Origin of the sequence: Micromonospora sp. DT53 (genome assembly GCF_049841535.1) — a bacterium.
Lineage (GTDB): Bacteria > Actinomycetota > Actinomycetes > Mycobacteriales > Micromonosporaceae > Micromonospora.
The window spans coordinates 182,132-204,011 of the sequence record NZ_JBNCKM010000007.1; the positions used below are offsets into that span (position 1 = coordinate 182,132).

At 70.7% G+C, this 21,880-nt stretch carries 17 protein-coding genes; 6 read left to right on the forward strand and 11 right to left on the reverse strand.

Annotated elements, in window-relative coordinates; all coding sequences use genetic code 11:
• Positions 1-99: 99 nt before the first annotated feature.
• From ACLQ3B_RS22710 to ACLQ3B_RS22720, 3 genes are all read right to left on the reverse strand, one after another.
• Positions 100-654, reverse strand: a complete 555-nt coding sequence (locus ACLQ3B_RS22710; RefSeq protein WP_425782698.1) for a hypothetical protein — start codon at positions 652-654, stop codon at positions 100-102.
• Between the two features lie 111 nt (positions 655-765).
• Positions 766-2,613: a glycoside hydrolase family 15 protein gene (locus ACLQ3B_RS22715; protein ID WP_425782699.1), complete on the reverse strand. Its 1,848-nt coding sequence runs from the start codon at positions 2,611-2,613 to the stop codon at positions 766-768.
• 117 nt (positions 2,614-2,730) lie between these two features.
• Positions 2,731-3,735, reverse strand: a complete 1,005-nt coding sequence (locus tag ACLQ3B_RS22720; protein ID WP_425782700.1) for a LacI family DNA-binding transcriptional regulator — start codon at positions 3,733-3,735, stop codon at positions 2,731-2,733.
• A gap of 140 nt (positions 3,736-3,875) precedes the next feature.
• Here ACLQ3B_RS22720 and ACLQ3B_RS22725 point away from each other — a divergent pair, with 140 nt between their 5' ends.
• The 4 genes from ACLQ3B_RS22725 to ACLQ3B_RS22740 are packed head-to-tail and all read left to right on the forward strand — an operon-like array spanning position 3,876 to position 9,404.
• Positions 3,876-5,183 carry an extracellular solute-binding protein gene (locus ACLQ3B_RS22725; RefSeq protein ID WP_425782701.1) on the forward strand — a complete coding sequence of 436 codons (1,308 nt, stop codon included), beginning with the start codon at positions 3,876-3,878 and terminating at the stop codon, positions 5,181-5,183.
• Positions 5,180-6,178, forward strand: coding sequence for a carbohydrate ABC transporter permease (locus ACLQ3B_RS22730; protein ID WP_425782702.1), 999 nt, complete (start codon positions 5,180-5,182; stop codon positions 6,176-6,178). The genes ACLQ3B_RS22725 and ACLQ3B_RS22730 overlap by 4 nt, the downstream gene beginning before the upstream one ends.
• Positions 6,175-7,041 carry a carbohydrate ABC transporter permease gene (locus ACLQ3B_RS22735; RefSeq protein ID WP_425782703.1) on the forward strand — a complete coding sequence of 289 codons (867 nt, stop codon included), beginning with the start codon at positions 6,175-6,177 and terminating at the stop codon, positions 7,039-7,041. The genes ACLQ3B_RS22730 and ACLQ3B_RS22735 overlap by 4 nt, the downstream gene beginning before the upstream one ends.
• Before the next feature lie 38 nt (positions 7,042-7,079).
• A complete protein-coding gene (locus ACLQ3B_RS22740; protein WP_425782704.1) occupies positions 7,080-9,404 on the forward strand; it encodes a glycoside hydrolase family 3 N-terminal domain-containing protein in 2,325 nt (774 codons plus the stop codon).
• A 145-nt stretch (positions 9,405-9,549) separates the two neighbouring features.
• On the opposite strand, the gene ACLQ3B_RS22745 is transcribed toward ACLQ3B_RS22740, so the two are convergent.
• The 6 genes from ACLQ3B_RS22745 to ACLQ3B_RS22770 all read right to left on the reverse strand — a co-directional run bounded on the left by ACLQ3B_RS22745 (position 9,550) and on the right by ACLQ3B_RS22770 (position 17,988).
• Positions 9,550-10,398, reverse strand: coding sequence for an oxygenase MpaB family protein (locus ACLQ3B_RS22745; RefSeq protein WP_425782705.1), 849 nt, complete (start codon positions 10,396-10,398; stop codon positions 9,550-9,552).
• Complete coding sequence (locus ACLQ3B_RS22750) at positions 10,395-11,633, reverse strand: MAB_1171c family putative transporter (protein WP_425782706.1); 1,239 nt, start codon at positions 11,631-11,633, stop codon at positions 10,395-10,397. Before ACLQ3B_RS22750 ends, ACLQ3B_RS22745 begins: the two co-directional genes overlap by 4 nt.
• Positions 11,634-11,640: 7 nt before the next feature.
• Positions 11,641-12,213, reverse strand: a complete 573-nt coding sequence (locus ACLQ3B_RS22755) for a hypothetical protein (RefSeq protein WP_425782707.1) — start codon at positions 12,211-12,213, stop codon at positions 11,641-11,643.
• A gap of 2 nt (positions 12,214-12,215) precedes the next feature.
• Entirely contained in the window at positions 12,216-12,737 is a 522-nt protein-coding gene (locus ACLQ3B_RS22760; RefSeq protein WP_425782708.1) for a hypothetical protein, read from the reverse strand.
• 381 nt (positions 12,738-13,118) lie between these two features.
• Positions 13,119-13,859 carry a haloacid dehalogenase-like hydrolase gene (locus ACLQ3B_RS22765; RefSeq protein ID WP_425782709.1) on the reverse strand — a complete coding sequence of 247 codons (741 nt, stop codon included), beginning with the start codon at positions 13,857-13,859 and terminating at the stop codon, positions 13,119-13,121.
• A gap of 46 nt (positions 13,860-13,905) precedes the next feature.
• A complete protein-coding gene (locus ACLQ3B_RS22770) occupies positions 13,906-17,988 on the reverse strand; it encodes a tetratricopeptide repeat protein (RefSeq protein WP_425782710.1) in 4,083 nt (1,360 codons plus the stop codon).
• Positions 17,989-18,061: 73 nt separating this feature from the next.
• Between ACLQ3B_RS22770 and ACLQ3B_RS22775 the strand changes: the two genes are divergently transcribed.
• Entirely contained in the window at positions 18,062-18,223 is a 162-nt protein-coding gene (locus tag ACLQ3B_RS22775) for a hypothetical protein (protein ID WP_425782711.1), read from the forward strand.
• A complete protein-coding gene (locus tag ACLQ3B_RS22780; protein ID WP_425782712.1) occupies positions 18,220-18,858 on the forward strand; it encodes a hypothetical protein in 639 nt (212 codons plus the stop codon). The genes ACLQ3B_RS22775 and ACLQ3B_RS22780 overlap by 4 nt, the downstream gene beginning before the upstream one ends.
• 38 nt (positions 18,859-18,896) lie before the next feature.
• On the opposite strand, the gene ACLQ3B_RS22785 is transcribed toward ACLQ3B_RS22780, so the two are convergent.
• Both ACLQ3B_RS22785 and ACLQ3B_RS22790 read right to left on the reverse strand, forming a co-directional pair.
• Positions 18,897-21,188 carry an FtsX-like permease family protein gene (locus tag ACLQ3B_RS22785; RefSeq protein ID WP_425782713.1) on the reverse strand — a complete coding sequence of 764 codons (2,292 nt, stop codon included), beginning with the start codon at positions 21,186-21,188 and terminating at the stop codon, positions 18,897-18,899.
• A complete protein-coding gene (locus ACLQ3B_RS22790) occupies positions 21,185-21,859 on the reverse strand; it encodes an ABC transporter ATP-binding protein (RefSeq protein WP_425782714.1) in 675 nt (224 codons plus the stop codon). The genes ACLQ3B_RS22785 and ACLQ3B_RS22790 overlap by 4 nt, the downstream gene beginning before the upstream one ends.
• Positions 21,860-21,880 lie beyond the last annotated feature (21 nt).

Genomic DNA, 21,880 nt, shown 5'->3' on the forward strand with positions numbered 1-21,880 from the left:
GGCCTCACCAATCCCGATTCGCGGTGATCTGTGGGTGCGCTCCGACCAGTCCGGGCGCGGGGCGGCGCACCGTGGCTGTGCGATCCGATCCCGCTCGGATCAGCTCAACGTGAAGGTCACGTCGTCGACGTCGAAGGCCGTGGCGCCGTTGCCGGCCGTCTCGCTGGCGACGAAACTGGCCGTCGCGGTGCGCTCGGTCGTCGCCGTCCCGGTCGACATGCTGTATTGCCGCCACTGCGCCCCACCGTCGAAGGCCAGCGAGAACCTCGTCTTCGGGGGTACCCCGGTGACCGCCAGTCCGACGTTCAGGTAGTCGCTGCGGCTGGTCTCCGTGGTGGTGGTCCGCACCCAGAAGCGGACCGTCAGGTCGCAGTTGGCCGGCACGGTGACGGTGGTGCGCAGCAGGTCGCCACGCGTCACGTCCAGCCCGGCGAACGCGGCGTACGCGTGGCCGGTGTGTGCGGGCCGGGTCGCGTCGCCGAACACGACGATGCGGGGGCCGGCGGTCCAGCCGGTGGTGCCGTGCTCGAACCCCGGGTTCGCGTGGATCTGTCCGCCGCAGGGCGGGTCGGCCGCCGGCTGGCCGGGGGATGCGCCGCCCGTGGCCAGGAGTAGGAGGGCCGCAGCCGAGGCGGTCGTGACGAAGGCCTTCATCGGTTCTCCCCGCGTCAATACATTCGAGACGGTCGATACATATTGACGATGCGCGCTGCACATGGGCGCGTCAAGCCCTTCCCGCCGTCGGCTGACCTGAGCGTGCTCGCGCTATCGGCGGCGGTGGGCGTCGGCCTCGGTGTCGAGCAGGTCGTTGAGCGTCAGCGCGGAGTTGATCAACGAGAGGTGGCTGAACGCCTGGGGATAGTTGCCGATCTGCTCGCCGGTCGCGGCGATCTCCTCGGCGTAGAGGCCGAGGTGGTTGCTGAAGGTGAACATCTTCTCGAACGTGAGTCGGGCGTCGTCGAGGCGGCCGGAACGGGCCAGCGCCTCGACGTACCAGAAGGTGCACATGTTGAAGGTGCCCTCGTGGCCGGGGAGACCGTCGGGGGAGTGGACCGGGTCGTACCTGTGGACCAGGCTGTCGGAGACCAGTTCGCGCTCGATCGCCTGCAGGGTCGACTGCCACAGGGGGTCGCTCGGCGTGACGAAACCGACGGCCGGCATGGCGAGCAGCGCCGCGTCCAGCACGGTCTCGTCGTACGCCTGCACGAAGGTGCCGCGTTCCCGGTTGTATCCGCGAGCCATGACCTGGTCGTAGATGCGGTTGCGTTGTTCGGTCCAGCAGGTCATGTCACCGGGGCGGCCGGTGCGGGTGGCCAGCCGGATGGCCCGGTCCAGCGCGACCCAGGACATCACCCGGCCGAATGTGTAGTTGCGGGGGTGGTGGCGGCTCTCCCAGATGCCCGCGTCGGGCTGGTCCCAGTTGTGGCAGAGCCAGTCGACGAGCCGGACGGTGCTCTTCCACACCTGGTGCGAGACGCGGATGCCCTGCTCGTCGGCGAGGTGCATGGCGTAGAGGGCCTCGCCGTGGATGTCGAGCTGGAGCTGGTCGGCGGCGCCGTTGCCGATCCGCACCGGCCGGGAGCCGCGGTAGCCCTCCAGGTGGTCCAGCACCTCCTCGTGCAGGTCGGAAGAGCCGTCCACCCGGTACATGATCTTCAGTGGGTCCTGGTGGTCGCCGGCCTCGCGGATCCGCTCGTCCAGCCAGTTCATGTACCGGCTGACCTCCTCGGTGAAGCCGAGTCCGAGCAGCGCGTGCACCGAGAACGATGTGTCGCGTACCCAGGTGTAGCGGTAGTCCCAGTTACGGGTTCCGCCAACCAGTTCGGGCAGCGCGGCGGTGGGCGCGGCGATCATCGCGCCGGTGGGCGCGTACGTCATGAGTTTCAGCGTGATGGCGGAACGCTCGACCATTTCCCGCCAGCGGCCGGTGTAGCGGGAGCGTTCGAGCCAGCGCCGCCAGTAGTCCCGGGTCCACTCGAACATGGCCTGGATCTCTTCCGGCGGGATGACGCGCGGTTCGGTACCGGCCGTCTCCAGGACCACCCCGCCGGTGTCGCCCTCGTTCAGCGTGCCGTACGCGACCAGGTCGCCGCCCTCAAGGTGGATGTCACCCTGTTCGGAGATCAACCGCCGCACGGGGTCGACCGGGTTGAAGGTCAGCGACGCGGATCGGCTGCGGAAGACGTAGCCGTTGGGGTGGCGCTCCAGCTGATGCTCTTCGCGGGCGTAGTTGAACCGTGGCCGGCACTCCACCCGGAAGCGCATGCTGCCGCGGACCATGGTGACGATGCGGACCAGGCGGTGGGCGTCGGTGGCCTGCTCGCCGGTGACCGGCATGAAGTCCATCACCTCGGCCACGCCGTCGACACTGATGAAACGAGTGATCAAAATGGGTGTGCCGGGGAGGTAGAGCTGCTTGGTCACGTACCGCACGTCGTGCGGCGCGATCTGGAAGTAGCCGCCCTTCTCCTTGTCCAGCAGCGCGGCGAAGATGCTCGGTGAGTCGAACCGCGGCGCGCAGAACCAGTCGACCGTCCCGTCACACGTCACCAGCGCGGCGGTCTGCAGGTCGCCGATGAGTCCGTGATCCTCGATCGCCGGATAGCTGTCCACGTCTCTCCCCGGTTCGGCGGCGTCCTGCGCATCGAACCTAGGGGGAGAATTCGCGACTTAGGTGAGATTCACGTTCCGCCACCCTGTCGCGTGCCCCGTGCCCCGTGCCCCGCGACGTCAGTGCAGCGGGCGGCAGGAGGAACGGATGACCAACTCGGTGGGGAGCCGGATGTGGGTGTCGCGTTCGACGCCGGCGATCAGGTCGACGAGCAGGCGCAACGCCTCGGCGCCCATCCGCTGCAGCGGCTGCATGATGGTCGTCAGCGGCGGGTTGACCAGCGCCGACTCCGGTACGTTGTCGAAGCCGATCACGGACAGGTCGTCGGGCACCGAGAGGCCCATGTCGCGGGCCACGTTCATCGTGGAGATCGCCGAGAGGTCGTTACCCGCGAAGATCGCGCTCGGTCGGTCGGTGAGGGCGAGAAGCTCCGCGGCCGTGCCGGCGGCGCTCTCGACCCGGAACCCACCGACGCGGACGAGTTGCTCGTCCACCGGCACGCCGGCGTCGGCCATCGCACTGCGGAAGCCGGCCTCGCGCAGCTGCGCCGACTTCAGGTCGGTGCGTCCGCTGATGTGCCCGATCCGCCGGTGGCCGAGGGACAGGAGGTAGTTGGTCGCCAGCACGGCGCCGGCGAAGTTGTCCGAATCAACGGTGGGCAGGTCGGACGGCCCGGTGTGGGGGTCGACGGCCACGACGTGGAAGCTGTGTTCGGTCTCGACCACGGTCGGCGTGACGATCACGGCCCCGTCGATGAGGGTGCCGGAGAGGCGGGCGAGCGAACGCCGCTCCCACCCGACGGCGGCGCCCTCGCCGTCGCCGCTGGAGTAGGCCAGCAGCTGGTATCCGCTGCCCGCGACCTCCTGGGACGCCCCCTTGAGCAGCTCGGTCGAGAACGGCTCAAACTCGGCGACCAGGATGCCGAGCACGTTGGTGCGATGGCTGCGCAGGCTCTGCGCTCCCAGGCTCGCCTCGTAGCCGAGCTCGTGGATGACCTGCTGGACACGCTCCACGGTTGCCTGTGCCACGCCGTACCGGCCATTGACAACCTTGGATACGGTCGCGACCGAGACGCCGGCGGTACGTGCGACATCCGACATCTTGACGCGCTGCTGAAACACCACGTCGATGATGATAGGGCCGCCGCCGAGGGTACGTGGTCACCGAATCGAAAACGTTATCGATACCGATTGACATCAAGTTACATGACTGTAAAACTTCGCCGCAGGCCGAGTACCGCGACTGACTAGTCGAGGAGACATCGATGGCAACGAAGCGGCGTGCGAGTGCCGTCCTGGCACTGTTAATGACAAGTGTTGTCGTCCTCGCCGGGTGTTCCGGCGGCGGCGAAGAGGCGGCGCCTCAGAGCGAGCTGTACAAGGACCCGGTGACCCTGACCTGGTGGCACAACGCCTCACAGGACGGGCCGGGCAAGATCTACTGGGAGAAGGTCGCCAAGGACTTCTCCGCACTCCACCCCACCGTCAAGATCGAGATCGAGGCGATCGAGACCAACCAACTCCAGCGCACCCGGCTCCCCGCCGCGCTGCTCAGCAGCGACCCGCCGGACATCTTCCAGGCCTGGGGCGGCGGCGAGATGACCGAGCAGGTGGAGGCCGACTACCTCAAGGAAATCACCGACCAGACCAAGACCGAGGTCGGCAACATCGGCAGCGCCGCGGAGATCTGGCAGGTCAAGGGCAAGCAGTACGGCCTGCCGTTCCGGATGGGCATCGAGGGCGTCTGGTACAACAAGGAAATGTTCGCCAGGGCGGGCATCGCGGCTCCGCCGACCACCTTCGACGAGCTCAACGCCGCGGTCACCAAGCTCAAGGCGATCAACGTCATTCCGATCGCCGTGGGTGCCGGTGACAAGTGGCCGGCCGCGCACTGGTGGTACAACATGGCGCTGCGCGCCTGCTCGGTCGACGCCCTCAAGAAGGCCTCCGCGGAGAAGAACTTCGACGATCCGTGCTTCGTGAAGGCCGGCCAGGACCTGAAGACCTTCATCGACACCAAGCCGTTCCAGCCCAACTTCATCGCCACGCCGGGCCAGAACGACCCGACCAGCGCCAACGGCATGCTCGCCAACGGCAAGGCCGCGATGGAGCTCATGGGTGACTGGAACCGCGGCACGCTGGACACCGTCACCACGGACAAGGCGAAGCTCGCGTCGTTCCTCGGCTGGTTCCCGGTGCCGGCGATCTCCGGTTCCCCGGGCGACCCGAAGGCGGCTCTCGGCGGTGGCGACGGGTTCTCCTGCGCCAAGAACGCCCCGGCGGAGTGCGTCGAGTTCCTCAAGTACCTCGTGAGCCCCGAGGTGCAGAAGGGCTACGCCGAGACCGGCACCGGCCTGCCTGTCGCCAAGGGCGCGGCGGACGCCGTGAAGGACCCCGCGCTGAAGTCCATCCTGGAGGCCACCTCTGGAGCGAGCTACGTCCAGCTCTGGCTGGACACGGCTTACGGCAGCACGGTCGGCAACGCGATGAACGACGCGATCGTCGCCATCTTCGCCGGCAACGGGACGCCTGAGAAGGTCGTCTCGGCAATGAAGGCGGCCGCAAGCAAGTGACCTCCGCCAACCAGATCCGTATGCCCGCCGGCGGCGCTTCCGCGTCGCCGGCGGGCCCCCACAAGGCCGGGCGCGACGCCGCCCGCCGAGCCGACAACCGCCGCAAGTGGTACGAGATCATCGGGCTCACCACGCCGGCCGTTGTGATCTACGTGATGTTCGTGCTGGTGCCGATGGGCTTCGCGGTCTACTACAGCCTGTTCCGGTGGCGCGGCGTCGGCCCTCCCACCGAGTTCGTCGGTCTGCGGAACTACACCCTCGCCTTCCAGGACCCGATCTTCCTCGACGCGTTGCGCAACAACGCGATAATCGTGTTCGGGTCGCTGCTGATCCAGGGCCCGATCGCCCTGGGCGTCGCCCTGCTGCTCAACCGTCGCTTCCGTGGGCGGGCGGTGTTCCGCCTGCTGGTGTTCGTGCCGTACGTGCTGGCCGAGGTCACCGTCGGCATCATGTGGAAGCTGCTGCTGACCGGCGAAGGCACCGTCGACGCGCTGCTGCGGTCCCTGGGAATGGGCGGCCTGGTGCAGGCCTGGCTGGCGGACCTGGATGTGGTCATCTGGACCCTGCTGGCCATCCTCACCTGGAAATACGTCGGCTTCGCCATCATCCTGCTCCTCGCCGGGCTGTCCAATGTGCCCGATGAGCTGACCGAGGCGGCGGCCATCGACGGCGCGAGCTGGTGGCAGATCCAACGGCACGTCACGATCCCGCTGCTCGGCCCGACGATCCGGATCTGGATGTTCCTGTCCATGATCGGCTCACTGCAGATCTTCGACATGATCTGGGTGACCTCGGTGCCCGCGGTGCGGTCCCTCGGCGCGTCGGCCACCATGGCGACCTACATGGTGGACAACGGGTTCTTCGCCCGGCTGTGGGGCTACGGCAACGCCGTGGCGGTCATCCTGTTCGCCATCTCCTTCGTGGCGGCGCTGCTGTTCCAGCGGTTCCTGCTTCGCCGCGACATCGAGGGCGCCATCACCGGAAGGGCGAAGTGACGATGGCCGTGAACTCGGTTCTCCCCCCGTCCACCGGACGCCGTCAGGTTTCCTGGGGCACGCCGCTCACCTACGCGCTGGCCCTCGCGATCGCGGCGGTGTCGATCGCCCCGGTCATCTACGTGGTCATCGGCGGTTTCCGCACCACCCCGCAGATCGTCGCCGACCCGGCCGGCCTGCCCGACCCGTTCGTCTGGGACAACTACGCCAGGGTGCTGACCCAGAGCAACTTCTGGCAACAGGCCTTCAACAGCGCGGTCATCGCCCTCGGCACCACGCTCGCCGTCGTCGTACTCGGCATGGCCGCCGCGTTCGTGCTCGCCCGCTACCGCTTCCGCGGGCGGGAGGGGCTCTACACCTTCTTCACCCTCGGCCTGCTGTTTCCCGCCGGGGCGGCGATCCTGCCGCTCTACCTCATGCTGCGTGACCTGAACCTGATCAACTCCTACTACGCGGTGATCCTCCCGCAGGTCGCCTTCTCACTACCACTGACGATCGTGATCCTGCGTCCCTTCCTGTCGGCCATCCCGAGGGAGTTGGAGGACGCAGCCGCCATCGACGGGGCGAGTCGGCTCGGTTTCCTCTGGCGCATCGCGATGCCGCTCTCGCGGCCCGCGCTCGTCACGGTCGGCGTCCTGGCGTTCGTGGCGAGCTGGAACTCGTTCCTGCTGCCGCTGCTCGTCCTCAGCGACGTCGGCCTGCACACCCTGCCGCTGGGCGTGCAGAACTTCTCCAGCCAGTACACCACCGACACGGCAGGCGTACTCGCCTTCACCTCGCTGGCGATGCTGCCGGCACTGCTCTTCTTCACGCTCGCGGAGAAGCAGATCGTCGGTGGCCTGCAGGGTGCGGTCAAGGGCTGAGCGACAGCGGTACGAGCACAACCACAGGAAGGCACAGCATGACTGAGGTCCACGCGGTGGTGGACGGGCCGGCACCGGCCCAGGCAGGCCCGGAACACGGACGACCGGACGGGCACGACGGCGGCGTACGCCTGCGCGATCTCCTCGACCGAATGACGATCGAGGAGAAGATCGCCCAGCTCGTCGGCTTCTGGGAGAAGGAAGACGGCGAGGCGGTGGCACCGCTGCAGGGGGAGTTCGGCGGGAACGCCAAGCTCGAAGAGTTCTCCCGGCAGGGGCTCGGTCACCTCACCCGCACCTACGGCACCCGCCCCGTGGACGCGGCGGAACACGCGGCCTGGTTGTGGAAGTTCCAGCGCGACCTGGTCACCGGGACCCGGCTCGGCATCCCGGCGATCGTCCACGAGGAGTGCCTCACCGGGCTGTCCGCGTGGAAGGCGGCCACGTTTCCCACCCCGCTGGCCTGGGGCGCCGCGTTCGACCCCGAACTGGTCACCGAGATGGCCGCGGCGATCGGCGCCTCGATGCGGACCCTTGGCGTCCACCAGGGGCTCTCCCCGGTGCTCGACGTGATCCGTGACCCGCGCTGGGGTCGGGTGGACGAGTGCATCGCCGAAGACCCGTACCTGGTCGGCAGCATCGGCACGTCGTACGTGCGCGGCCTGCAGTCGCAGGGGGTGCACGCCACCCTCAAGCACTTCGCCGGCTACTCCGCCTCGCGCGCCGGGCGCAACTTCGGCCCGGTGCACGTCGGCCGCCGGGAACTGGCCGACGTGCTGCTCCTCCCGTTCGAGATGGCCATCATCGATGGCGACGCGCGCAGTGTCATGCACTCGTACACCGAGATCGACGGGGTGCCGGTGGCCGCTGACCCGACGATGCTGACCGGCATCCTGCGGGACCAGTGGGGCTTCGACGGAACGGTCGTGGCCGACTACTACGGGGTCGCGTTCCTGAACCTGCTGCACCACGTGGCCGGCGATCACGCGGACGCGGCCCGGCAGGCGTTGACCGCCGGTCTCGACGTCGAACTGCCCACCGGCGACGCCTACCTGACCCTGGGGGAGTCGGTGCGGGCGGGCAAGCTCGATGAGGCGCTCATCGACCGCGCGGTGCTGCGGGTGCTGCGCCAGAAGCAGGATCTGGGTCTGCTCGACGCGACCTTCAACGACGAGCCGCCTGAGGTGATCGACCTCGACTCGCCGGAGCACCGGTCGATCGCCCGCCGGCTCGCCGAGGAATCGATAGTGCTGGTCGCCAACGGGGACGCGCTCCCGCTGCCGGCGGGTCGACGGGTGGCCCTCATCGGCCCGAACGCCGACCGGCAGAGCGCGCTCTTCGGGTGTTACTCCTTCCTCAACCACGTCCTCGTCCAGCATCCCGGTGTGGAGACCGGTATCGAGGTGCCGACCGTGCTCGACGCCGTGCGGGCCGAGTTCGGCGACGATCTCGTCACCTGGGCACGCGGCTGCGACGTGGACACCGACGACCGGTCCGGCTTCGACGAGGCTGTCGCCACGGCCTCCGGCGCCGATGTCGCCGTCCTGGTCGTCGGCGACCACGCCGGCCTCTTCGGACGGGGCACGGTCGGCGAGGGCTGCGACCGGGACGACCTGGAGTTGCCCGGCGTCCAGCGCGAACTGGTCGAGGCGGTGTTGGCGACCGGCACACCTGTTGTCCTCGTGCTGGTGACCGGCCGGCCGTACACGGTCGGCTGGGCGCTGGCCCGCTGTGCGGCGGTGGTGCAGGCGTTCTTCCCGGGTGAGGAGGGCGCCGGGGCGATCGCGGGGGTGCTCTCCGGGCGGGTCAACCCGTCGGGTCGGCTGCCGGTCACCCTGCCCGGGTCGGCCGGCGCGCAGCCGTACTCCTACCTGCACCCCACCCTCGGCGCGGGGAACGCGGGAACCAACCTGCCGGCGACGCCCGTGGCGCCGTTCGGCCACGGCCTGTCCTACACGACGTTCGCGTACAGCGATCTCACCGTGCCCAGCACGGTTCCCACCGACGGGGCGGTGGGGGTGACCGTGCGGGTGACGAACACCGGCGCGGTCGCTGGCGACGACGTGGTCCAGCTCTACGGTCGCGACCTGGTCGCCTCGGTGACCCGGCCGGTGGCGCAGCTCCTCGGTTACCAGCGCGTCCACCTGGAGCCGGGCCAGTCCGTCACGGTCGAGCTGACGGTTCCCACCACCCGCCTTGCCTTCTCCGACCGCACCTTCACCCGCGTCGTGGAGCCCGGTGACATCGAGCTCTGGGTCGGCACCAGCGTGCGGCGGGACATCCAGGCGGTGACCACGCTGGTCGGTGACACCGTGCCGGTCACCATCGCCTCCCCACGCTGGACCACCACCGACATCCGCTGAGAGCCGATCCGCCGACTGCCCGCGGCGGGCCGTCGGCGGACCGCGTTCCACTCGGGTGCCGGCGTCGCGGCGCTGCTGATCTCGCTCGGCCACCGTCCGGCCGGCCGCGCGCCGGCCGAGTCGACGAGGCCAGCACACCCCCGTGCTAGTCGTGGTGCGGGCCGAGCTGGCTGATCTCGTACCCGTCCGGGTAACTCCTGGCCTTGATCCCGTCGGCGAACAACGCCGTCGTCCGTGGCGCTCCCCACCAGCGTTGCAACCGCGAGCGTGTCTTCAAGGCAAGGTGCAACCCCACCCGGACCGGCCAGGCTGGCGTGTCGACTCCCGTTGCGCGCCGCAGTGGCGCGTCGTACATGGCGCTGACCAGCGCGTTTCCCAGTGGAGTGAGCACCCGGGGGATCCGGGTGAGCATCAGCATGCGGGTGGCTCGTTCGATGGCCGCCGCCTCCTCGTTGGGCTGCAGATGAGCGGCGTCGTGCGCGTCGAACCAGGTTTCGAACTCGTCGTACGACCCGGGGATGTCGGTGATGCCCATCCGTCGGCCGAGCTCCCGGTAGAACAGGTACGTGGCGTGGCGTTCGTGGCAGCAGGGTGGGCGCCAGCCGTACTCCTGCAACCAGCGGGTGGGGATCACGACCAGGCAGCCGAGGACGTAGCGGAAGTCGTCGTTGCCGATGTCGTACGGACGGTGGATCTGGTTGACGCGCCGCAACGCGTCGCGGCCCCGGGGCTGTTCGAAGCCGTTGAGGATCATCTCGTACATCAGCAGGCCGGTGTCGTCGATCCGCTTCTGGGTGCGTTCGGTCAGCTCACCCGTGGCGGTGTGCACCTTCGCGATGGCGGGGACGGAGAAGGACCGGTTGAAGGCGAGGTTGAGCCCGAGCTTCATGTCCCACGGAAACTCGTGGCGCAGCATGGTCTGGTAGATGGCCAGGTAGTCACGCTCCGGGTCGAGAGCACGGGTACGGGTCAGGTTGTCGTAGCGGTCTCTCATCGGCGGGCGTCTCCAGCGGTGGGATGCGGGGTGCCCGGGGCGGTGCCTTCTCGGGTCGCGGCGATCGTCCGCGCCACCACCGGCGAGCGGGCGTAGACCTCGGTGACGAGCGTCAGCCAGGCGACCTCTCCGGCGTAGCCACCGTCCGGGCGGTGCAACTGGTCGGCGGGTTGCGGGACCTCGGCCACCAGACCGGCGCCGTGGCGACGCAGGGCGCAGGCCAGGTGGGCGGCCTCAATGGATGCCTGCCGCTCCTCGGCGGTCAGCCCGGCCTGCTCGGCGAACCGTGCGGCCAGCGCCGTCACACTGATCTCCATGTACGGGCGGAGCGCCAGTCGGCCGTCGCGGATCTCGGCCACCCGGCGGGTCAGCGCGTAGTCGGTGTCGCGGACGGCTGCCGAGCGTCGGCGCAGGGTGGGATCGAGTTCGAGTTCGGGAAAGGCCGCGACGAGGTCGCGCCAGAGTGGTTCGAGTCGTCGGTAGGAGTGGTAGTCCTCCCACCGGCGGGTGATCTTGAGGGTGGGGCCCCACGCCGGCATGGTGAGGCCGATCGTGATGAGCAGAGCGCCGACGGTCACCAGGACCGCCGCGATCTGCCGCTCGCCGGACGGTTGGTAGCCGGCCCAGTAGGCGACCAGATATCCGATCTTGTTGGTGCTGTAGAGCAGGGCGAAGGCGGCGCCGACCGCGGTGATGCGCAGGCCGCGGCGCAGCCAGGGGCGCCCGCAGATCTTCGCGAAGCTCCAGCACAGTCGGGTGATGTCGAAGCAGTAGGCGAAGAAGCCGAGCAACAGGAAGATCAGTAGGTAGGCGGTCACGACGGGGTCGGTCGCGTACTCGACCGTCAGGAGCACCGGATCGTCGTACGAGAGGGTGTGGACGAACAGGCCGAGCATGACGAGAAACGCGCACGCGGTGACCCAGATCCACTTGCGGGCGCGGGCGTTGGCCGTCGCCGGGGGAAGCGCGAAGTGCAGGAGCATGATCTCGGCATTCGCCGAGATGGTCAGAGCGCCGGCGTGGGCCATGACCTTGGCCAGGTTGGGTAGCCCCGACACCTGGTCGACAGCGGTCGCGACGGGCGGGATGGCGACAGTGATCCCGGCGGCGAACGCCCCGAGGCCGAAGCAGATCGCGCGGCGGGCGTGGCTGGGATGCTGGCGCTGGAGTCGCACCATGTACCCGAGGGCGATCCAGCCGGCCGCGGCGCACACGGCGTAGAGGACGGTGTCCATCTCGGCGCTACCAGTGGGGATGTTCGAGTGAGTGCCGCAGCCGGTCGTACAGCTCGACGTCCCGGCCGTGCAACGGCGCGTCGTCCACGTCGCTGCGGTCGCCGCGGATCCGCCGGAGGAGCAGCGACCCGATCATTTCGGCTTCGCGTTCTTCGTCGGCGGCGTAGTTGCTGCGACCGAGACTGCGTTGGACCAGCTGTGGGTCGAGGTCGGGTAGTAGCAGCCGGGAGGCGTCCGCGTCCAGCACTTCGGTCGCCTCGTGACCGGCGAGGAGGTGACCCAACTCGTGACCGATGATCAGCAACTGGTGCAGCGGCGAGGTGTCCAGCTCGAAGAAGATGGCGTCGAAGTCGCCGGTTGGCACGCACATCCCGCACACGGTGTGTGCCGGCAGCTTGATCGGCACCAGGTGGATGGGCCGGGCACGCCGTTCGCCGAGGACGTCGCACAGCTTCCGGATGTCGAAGGGCTCGGGCACCTCAAGCTCGGCGACGAGCTGCTCGCAGCGTCTGCGCAGTCGGTGCAACCTCACGTCAACGTTCTCCCGCTCGTCGGTGTACTGCCACCGAAGGATCTGCATGGTCAGCCGCGATCGGCCGGAGTGGAACTGGTCGTGCCAGTGCCGACAGCTGCCGCCACGGCTCGCAGTCGCGCCACCATCTGCTCGATGAGCCGGGTGTCCGTCGCGGAGAGCCCGTTGTCGGCCAGCACCTGGCGCAGCGCCACCCGCTTGACATCCATCTGGCGCAACTCGTTGAGCAGGGTGATCTGGTCCTGGATGCGGCGTGCTGCCGCGTCGTCGACGAAGTAACCCGAGTTGACCCCGAAGGCGGCGGCCAGGGCGCGGACGTGTGAGGTGCGGGGATCGCTTGCCACACCGCGGCGCAACTCTCCGATGTAGGCGGCGCTGATCGTCACACCCGTATCGGTCGCCAACTCGTTGATCTTGTCGGCGATCTCTTTGTTCGTGTACTTGCGCTCCGGCTCGTCGGAGTCGCCGAGCTCGTCGGGCGTCGGGCGGATCTTGTCGAAGAGGTACTCCAACCTCGCGGCCAGCGTGTCGAGGGGTGGCAGCTCCTGCTCTGCGTACCGATCGTCAACCATGATTCTTCACCCTCCAGCCGCCTAAACGACAGTGTCGCAGATGCGCTACGCGGCGAAACAGAGGTTGACACCTGCACGGAACGTGAGCGTATGCTCGCTCCTGTTTGGAACAACGGGCGTTGAGTGCGAACACGATCGGCTCAACGCCCGTTGCGCGCCGGATGCACGCGGTCCGGCCGGCCGAACCCGGGGGGAAGCCATCGGTGGGAGGAGTCAGCTCCGCAAGGAGCACAACGGGGGCTCCTCCCACGGCGGTGGCTGGCGTGTCGGTCGGTGGCGGTGGACCGCCCCTGCCCGGTCGCCGCTTGTTAGTGGGGGGTCGCTGGGCCACGCTGGCAGAAAACCGTTCTGCCAGCGGCCCAGCGACGGTGGCGCGGGCCGTCACCCGGAAAGGCCGCCGACGCTCTCCGATTCTTCCCTCGGGATGTGGCCACCCATCCAGGTGACGGCGGTCAGCCGGGCACCGAGTATCCGCCGCGCCCGGGCGACCTGACGCGCGTTCGCGTTGACCAGCACCGGCTGCTCCGCGGCACTGAGGACGGGCAGATCCGACAGCGAGTCGCTGTAGGCCACCCGCCACGGTGGGGTCACCCCCTGGGCGGCGAGCTGCGCCATCTTGGTCACCCCGTGGTTGTGCACGATCAGCCGCGGCCCGCGAATGCGCGAGGCCACCAACTCGACTCCGGCGAGACCGATCGCGTCGAGCGCCGCGCGCGCCAGGGTGTGCTCGCACGCGGTCACCACGATGACCCGGTCGCCCGCGGCGAGGTGGGTCCGGATCATCCCCAGGCCGGGCCCGATGATCCGCCCCGGCTCCGCGCCGAGGCCCGCGCCGAAGCGTTCGAGCTCAGCCCGCAACTCCTCGGCGTTCCGGCCCAACAAACCGATCCGGCTCACCCACCGCGCCGCCCACGGACGGAAGGTGGGAATGGTGGCGATCGGCGCGAGGAGAACCAGCAGGACGACGGCGAGCGGCAGCCGCGCACCCGAGAAAGCATTGCGTCGCAGGAACAACCCGAATGCGTCCCCGCGCAGCAGGACACCGTCGAAATCGAAGATCACGATGCCTGCGGCCGACCCCCTCATCGGTCTACCGACCCCGGTGCCACGGGCGGTTCGCATCTGCCGAGTTTACGGGTGAGATTCGGAGGCGCGGGCTGTGGCTGGCTCAGATCGGCTCGGCCGCTGTCGGTAACACCGCGATCAGGTTGAGCACCTCGACGGTATGGGCCGGGCCGAAGGCGTCGGTGAGGATGGCCGTGAACACCTCGTCGCCGAGCGTGGCCCGCAGCTCCCGCAGCGCGTTGAGGTCGAGCGCCGCGTTCGTCGACCCGATCTGCCGATCGATGGCCAGTGCCTCGACGATCAGCGGGATCCCCTCCGCAGGATGGCCCTGCTCGACGCGCAGTTGCCCGATCGCCACCTGGTCCAGCGCCACCTCCTCCCAGTTGCCCTGCTCGCGGTCGATCCCCAGGCAGGTCCGGTAGCACCGCTCGGCCAGGGCCCGGTCCCCGCGCAGACCTGCCACCCGGCCGAGGTGGAAGGTGCTGTTGGAGACACCCGACCGGTTCCCCAGCCGCTTCTTGATGGCGATCGAGCGGCGGTAGAACCCGTCCGCGCCGGCGAGATCCTCCTGCTCCTCGCAGACCCGGCCGAGCTGGTGCAGGACGATGGCCTGGTTGGGCTCGTGGCGCAGCACCCGGTAGACCTCCAGCGCCTGCTCGTAACGGGACCGGGCCTCGACCAGCCGGCGCGTCTCCAGAGCCACCCGGCCGAGGTCCTCATGGCACTTGGCGACCCCCGCCCGATGGCCGGCGGCGGCGCAGATCGGCAACGCCCGCAGGAGACACATCCGTGCGGTGCCGAACTCGCCCGCCTGGGCGGCCGCGATGGCCAGCAGGACGTATCCGCTGCCCAGCGGGGTCGGGTGGGAACCGTCGAAGCGGAACCGCAGGTACGCCTCGACCCACTCGACCCGCTGCGCCGCCTGCCGCGGGTCGAGGTGCCGCGCCAGCAGGTCGGAGAAGGCCGGCAGACCCAGCTCCAGGCGCTGCACGGCCAACCATTCCAGGGCCGACTGGTGCGGCGGCTCGTCGTCCCCGCCGATGGCGTTCAGCGTGTGCGGCAGCGCCTCGGCAGCCCGGCCGAGCACGGTTCGGACGCAACCGAGCAGTTCGTCACAGCGGCGCAGCAGCCGGTCCTCGCCGAGGGCCGCGACGATCGTCCGGGCGCGGGCGAAGCAGCTCTCGGCGAATTCGAGGTCGTCGAGGTCGCGAGCGAGGTGACCGAGCAGCAGCGTGCACTCCGCGATGTGACCGTTGCTGCCGACCTCCTCGAAGATCTTCAGGGCAGCGCGGACCCGGGACTCGGCGATGTCGTAGGCGAAGCGGGCGAGCGCGATCCGCCCCAGCATCACCAGCCCACTGCCCTGCTGGACCCGGACGCCCAACCGCCCGTAGGTGGTGATCGCCACCTCGATGCACTGCTCCGCCTTCACGAAATCCCGGGCTTCGAAGGCGAGCACGCCGATCTGGTGGTGACTCGCCGCGATCCCGTCCAGGTCGTCGAGTTCCCGGACGATCGCCAGCTCTTCCAGATAACGCGACATGGCCAGCTCGGTGTCGCCGTTGCCGCGGGCGATGCCGGCGAGCTGGTGCAGGGTTCGGGAGACGGCCCCGCGGTCGTCGAGCCGGCTCAAAATCGCCAACGCCTCCTGGTACAGGCGGTCCGCGGTCGCCCGGTCGCCCCGGTCGTCGGCGACCAGGCCCAACTGGTGCAGGAGCTTGCCGACCCCGGTGTCGTCGCCGAGATCCCGGTACGCGGCCAGCGCCGCCTCGTAGCGCTCCGTCGCCTGCGGGTACTCGCCCCGGCCGAGGTGCACGTCGCCGAGTCCCTTGAGGAAGCTCGCCGAGCGCGCCGAACCCGGGGGCGCCATCGGCAGTAGTTCCCGCCAGATCTTCTCCTCCCAGGCCCAGTGCCCGGCCGCGTGCAACTCCTGGCAGGCCAGCTCGGAGTAGGTGACGACCTCGTCGATGTCACCCGCCGCCAGGTGGTGGTACCGCGCCTCGACCGCTCGGCGGATGAAGTCGTGCTGGTCGCTGCTGGACCGGGCCCGCCAGCCCCAGTAACGGCCCGCCCGGCGATGCGAGTCGACCACCGCGTCGCGGCCGACGATCCGCAGCAGGCTCGCCGACGTCCACCGGTGCACCAGGTGGCCCCCGGTCACCGGGGCGAGCAGCCCCAGGTGCGACAGGGCCTCGACCGATTCGTCCAGCCCTGCGGGCTCCGCTGGAGGGTCGCCGCCGTCCGCCGGGTCGGCGAGCTGCCAGGCCAGGCCGGTGCGGTCTACCGGTGTGCGGTACACCGCCGCGCCGAGCAGCAACCGGCGGGCGGCCGGGACGGCGTCCAGGCGGGCGAGCAGCCTGGGCAGCAGCACGTCCTCGGCGGCCAACGCGCCGGCCTCGGCCAGCGGCGTGCCGACCTGCTCCGGCCCGGCGTCCCGGCCGCCGTCGACCGCCGCCAGGCGGCTGGCCACCTCGCCGGATCGGGCGCCGTCGTCGCGCAGCAGGCCGTCGAGGTATTCCAGCGCGCGCGGGTGGCCACCCAGCCGGTGCCACATCCGCTGCTGTTCCGCCGGCGCCAGCCGACCGACGCCCGGCAGCCGCCAGAGCAGCTTGCGGGTCTCCTGCCAGGACAGCGGACCGAGGTGGCAGGTTTCCAGACCGGCGACCGGGAACGGGTGCCGGCTGGTCACGACCACCTCGTGCCGGGCAGCCCAGGCGGTGAGGAACGCGGCCAGGTCCGCGTCGGTCAACCGGTGCTCGGCGTCCAGGGCATCCTCGGCGTTGTCGAGGACGAGCAGCAGCGGCGGGCCGTCGCCGTCGATCGCGTCCAGCCGTCGCCGCCAGCCCTGGCCGGGCTCGGCGAGGGCGACGAGGCATCGCCGCAGCGGGTCGTCCGGGGCCGCCCCCGCGCATCGGCTCTCCACCTGGCGGCGCAGCTCGTCGAGGATCCCGTCGACGGTGGCGTCGCCGTGGGTCGCCACCACGATGCCGTCCGCGTCGCGGAACCGCTGCGCGAGTTCCGCGGCGAGACTCGTCTTGCCGATCCCGCCGATGCCGTGCACGAGCACCCGCAGTTTTCCCCGAGACAGCCGGCGCAGGATCTCCCGGCGGCCCACGAAGTCCGTGGGCGCGCGCACCACGCCGTCCCCGACGACCGACTGGCCGGGCGGCGGGGCGACGGCCGCGCCGACCCGTGCGCCGGCCAGCCGCAGCCCGTGGTCGGCCAGGAACAGCGTCGGCACCCACCACTCGGCCGCGGTCGGTGCCAGCTCGCGGCGTACGGCGGAGACCTCCGCCAGCAACTCCGGCTCGTTGCGGGCGGCCAGCCGCTCGTAGAGACGAGCGCAGAACTCGATGGCGTACCCGTCGCTGACCGTCCCGTTCATCGCCAGCACCGCCGGCGCGCCGTGGGTCAGCAGCGCGCCGGCCAGCCCGGGCAGCTCCCGCTGATCCTGGCGGGCAGTGGAGCAGCCGGCGAGCACGATCAACGGCACGGTCCGACCCGCTGGCAGCACGTCGGCCAGGAACCGTGTGGCGTCCACGCGGTCCTCCGCGCCGGTGGGGGTCTCCAGCAGCAGCGCGCCGGGGCGCGCGTGACTGGAGACGTGCAGAACGTGGAACGGCTCCTCGGCGAGGGCGGCCCGGATCGCGGCGGCGCTACCCCACTCCAGGACGCGCACCCGTGCCCCGTGCCGGTGCCCCGGTTCCACCGCGCCGAGGATCCGCCCGAGTTCTCGTTCGTGGTCCAGCAGCGGCTGGGTGGAGTCGTCCGGGCTCGCGATCGCCGCGAGCATCCGCAGCGGGCCGTCCACCCGGACCGCGGGTACCGGTGTGTCGGGGCCGGTCCGGCAGACGTCGACGTCGGGGTGCAGCGCCAGCGGCAGTTCGTCGCCGGGCAGCACCAGGGTCTCCCAGGGCAGGTCGGCCAGGGCGGCGTCGACGACCTCGATGCCGAGCCGGTGCCGGCCGGGTCGGGCCAGCTCCGTGCGCAGGGCCGCGCCGGGAGCGTCGAGGAAGCGGCGGCCGAGCGCGACACCGACCTCGTACGACAGCTCCACCGAAGGATTGCCGCGCAGCCGCCAGAGCAGGTCGGCCGTGCGTTGATCGGCCGGGCCCACCGGGTGTCGCCGCCGGTCGCCCCCGACGGCCAGGACCACGTCGGTCGCGCTGACGGTCAACCGGATCACAGAGGCCCCCCGTGGTCACCCGGCGGACGACCCGACGCCGGGGCGGATTGCCGGACTGACCGATACTGTATCCATGGCTGACGATCCTGAGGAGCTTGCGCAGGTCAACGCCGTGCGGATCAACGACAGCGGCGAGCTGGAGTTCTTCGACGGCCAGCGCTGGGTTCCGTACACCGATCTGCCCGACGACGGGAACGGCCCGCTGGGCGTCGTCTTCCGCGACGACGCCCGATGACCGGGGAGTCGCCGACGATCGGCGCGGGGCTGGACGCGCTGCCGTCCCCGTTGGACTCGGTCGCGGACAGCCGGGCGGCGGCACGGTGGATCATCTCCTCGGCCGGCGCGGTGGGCGCGCTGCTGCTCGGCGGTGGCCCGCTGATCGCCGCCGGCAAAGTCACCGATTGGGGTCACGCGGCGTGGGCGGGCGGTGGTCTGCTGGTGACGCTGCTCGGTGTGGCCTGGGCGATCTGGCGGACCAGCGAAGTGCTCGTTCCGCCGATGACCACGCCGGCGTCGCTCACCTCACCGGAGCTGCGCGGGCTGCGCGAGCGGCTGGAGGCCGAACCCTGGTACCACTTCGGTGGGTACGCCGGCGACGTCGACGGCCTGCTGCGGCATCGCCGGATCGCCGCGGAGATCACCGGCCGCCTGCCGACGGCCCCGCCGCAGGAGCGGGCCGCCCTCCAGGAAGGGCTCGCCACCGCGCGTCGCAACATCGTCCGGACCGACCCGTACCTGCGCTGGTTGCTCGCCACCGCGCACGCCTGGCAGGTCCGGGAGGCGCTGCGTCGGGCCCGCCGGCAGACCTTCGTGGCCGGCGCGCTTGTGGTGCTCGGGGCGGTGGTGTTCATCGCCGCGACCGCCGGCTAGCGCGCCGCCACGTCGGGCCGAGGCCGTCCTGGCCCGCGCTACTCGGTACGCAGTGCCGTCGCCGTCCGCGTCCGTGCCGCCCACCCGGCCGGCAGGAGCGCGCCGAGCAGGGCTATCGCCGGCCCGCCCAGTGCCAGCGCGGCCAGCGCGACGGGTCCGTACACGTCGAGTAGCGTCTCCGGCAGGTGCAGCCCGCCACTGGCGGCCATCGCGGGTACGACCAGCCGCTGCACCGCCACGCCGACGGGTACGCCGAGTAGGCCGCCGACCACCCCGACCCCGGCGACGGATGCCACCACCATCGCGATCGTCTGTCTCGGGGTCATCCCCAGCGCCTTGTGTACGCCGAGATCGTGAACCCGGTCGCGCAGGTCGAGCACGAGCATGTTGAGCACGCCCAGCGCGGCCACGGCGATCAGCAGCAGCGTCAGCGCGGTGGTCAGGCCCTGCACGACCACGAGGAGCGGGTCGACGTCGAGGCCGTTCGGATGCGCGACGAGGCCCTGGGCGGTCAGAGCGCCAGTCAGCTTCTCCGCGTAGTCGCTGGCGTCGGCTCCGTCGGTGAGCGCGATGCGGTACTCCACCGGGGGCAGGCCGGGAATCGTGTCGGCGCCGGTGAACAGGCCCCGGCTGGATTCGAAGATCTCGCCGACGATGCGCAGGCGGACGGCCGTACCCTCGATCTGGATGGTGACGACGTCTCCCACCCGGCTTCCGGTCGCCGCCAGCAGGGGTGCGCCCGCGACGGCCTCGCCGGGTGCGCTGAACCAGCGCCCGGACACCATCTCGAAGCCGTCCCAGGCCGCGTCGCCCGTGATGGCGGTGACGGTCAGCGGGTCGGTGACGCCGGGAACTGTGCCCGGCGCCTGCGCGAGCCCGTACCAGGCCCGGGTGTCCTCCCGCGTCGCTATGGTCGCCTGCACGGACGCCGGATCGGCGGTGGACGCGGCAGGGGGACCGACGCCGGGCGTACCGCCGACGGTGACGTCCGCGGTGTTCTGTTCGAGCGCGCTCTGAATGCGCAGCAGCGACGCGCCGAGCCCGGTCGCGAACGTGACAGTGGCCGCGCCGGACGCGACCGCCAGCAGGATCGCGGTCGTGCGCACCGGCCGGGCGAACGGGCGGGCCAGGCCGAGCCCGACCGGCCGGGACACGGGCAGCCGCGCCGCCAGCCGGGATGCCCGCCGGCCGCGTGCGGGACCGGAGGCGCGCCCTACCGCGATCGCGTCGACGGTGGGGAGTCGCCCGGCCCGTAGCGCGGCCGCCCAGGCGGTCACCGCCACCACCGTCAGGACCCCGCCCGCGACCAGGACGCTCACCCACCAGGCGATTGTGGTGTTCGCGGAGCCGTAGAGCTGCTCGGTCTCGGCCAGCACCGGCAGCGCGATCAAGTTCCCCGCGATGGTGCCGGCGACGGCGCCGACGGTGGCCGGGAGTAACGCCTGCGCGACGTAGGCGCGGACGATGCCGGCGGGCGTGCAACCGAGTGCTTTGAGAATGCCGATCCGGCGGGTGGCCGCGCCAACTGTTCCGGCGATCACCGTGCCGACCACCAGCACGGCCATCACGATGCCGAGTAGCGCGAACGCGACGAGGAACGGCACGAAGACAGCGGAGTCCTCGGCGGCGCGCTGCCGGACGTCGAGCCAGGAACGGGCGGCCGTGACCGCGCCGGGCGGCATCGCCGCCGCCACGGCGTCGCGGCCGGCGTCGACCTGCGCCGGGCTGCTCGCGGCCGCGAACCGGTAGAGCATCTGGTACCCCCGCACGGTGCCCGGCCCGTCGAGCGCGGCCACCGTGGACGGCAGGACCCAGGCGGACGCGGTGGCGCTGACCGATCGGGCCGTACCGACCACGGTGAGCACGGTGCCGCCAGCCGTCGTCAGGCGGGCGCCGATCGGGATGCGGACGGCACCGCCGCCCATCACGAGTTCGTTCGGTCCGGTCGCCCACCGTCCGCCGGCCAGCTCGACCCGGTCCACGGCGCCGCCGGGCTCCGCGCGGGCGACGACGGTCAGCGGCGGCATCCGCATCCCCTCCTGACCCTCCAGGGTGACGACCCGCAGCGGATACGGGCCGGCGGATGCCGCCACACCCGACGCCGACGCCGTGAGCTGCGCCGGTGTGGCCACGTTCGGGTCCACCTGCACGGTCAGGTGCGCGCCGCGCTGCGCGGCGAACGCGTCGTCGAACGGTGCCCGCGACGCGACCAGCAGCCCGGCGCCGAGCACGGAGGCGGTCACGGCCGCCGCCGCGACAAGCCCGATCACCGTGGTCTGCACCCGGCGACGTCGTACCCCGGACCGGATCACCCGGCCGAGGCCGCTCACCGGTCCTCCTCGACACGGCCGTCACGCATGCCGATGGTGCGGGTGGCACACGCCTCGGCGAGCCGCAGGTCGTGGGTGACGAGCACGATCGTCTGTCCTCTGTCGTGCAGGTCGTTGAGCAGGTGCCGCACGTCCTCGCCGGAGGCGGTGTCCAGGGCGCCGGTCGGCTCGTCGGCCAGCAGCAGCGCCGGTCGGTTGATCAGGGCGCGGGCGACGGCGACACGCTGGCGCTCGCCGCCGGAGAGCCGTCCCGGGTACGCGGTGGCGTGCCGGGCGATGCCGAGCGAGTCCAGCAGCTGGGCCGCGTGCTCGCGTGCCGCGCGTCCCGGCGTACCGGCCAGTTGGGCGGGCAGCAGCACGTTGTCCAGCACGGTCAGATCGTCGAGCAGGTTGAAGAACTGGAAGACCAGGCCCACGTGTGCGCGTCGGAAGCGGGCCGACGCGGCCTCACCGAGCTTCTCCATCCGCTCACCGGCGACGGTCACCGTGCCCTCGTTCGGCCGGTCCAGGCCGGCGACCAGGTTGAGCAGCGTGGACTTGCCGCTGCCGGACGGGCCGAGCACGGCGACGGACTCGCCCGGACGGACGGTCAGTGACACGTCCTGGAGCGCGGGCGGTCCCTCGTCGTAGCGGCGGGTCACCCCGCACAGCTCGATCAGCGGGTTGGTCATGTGGCGCCCCTCTGGGTCGGT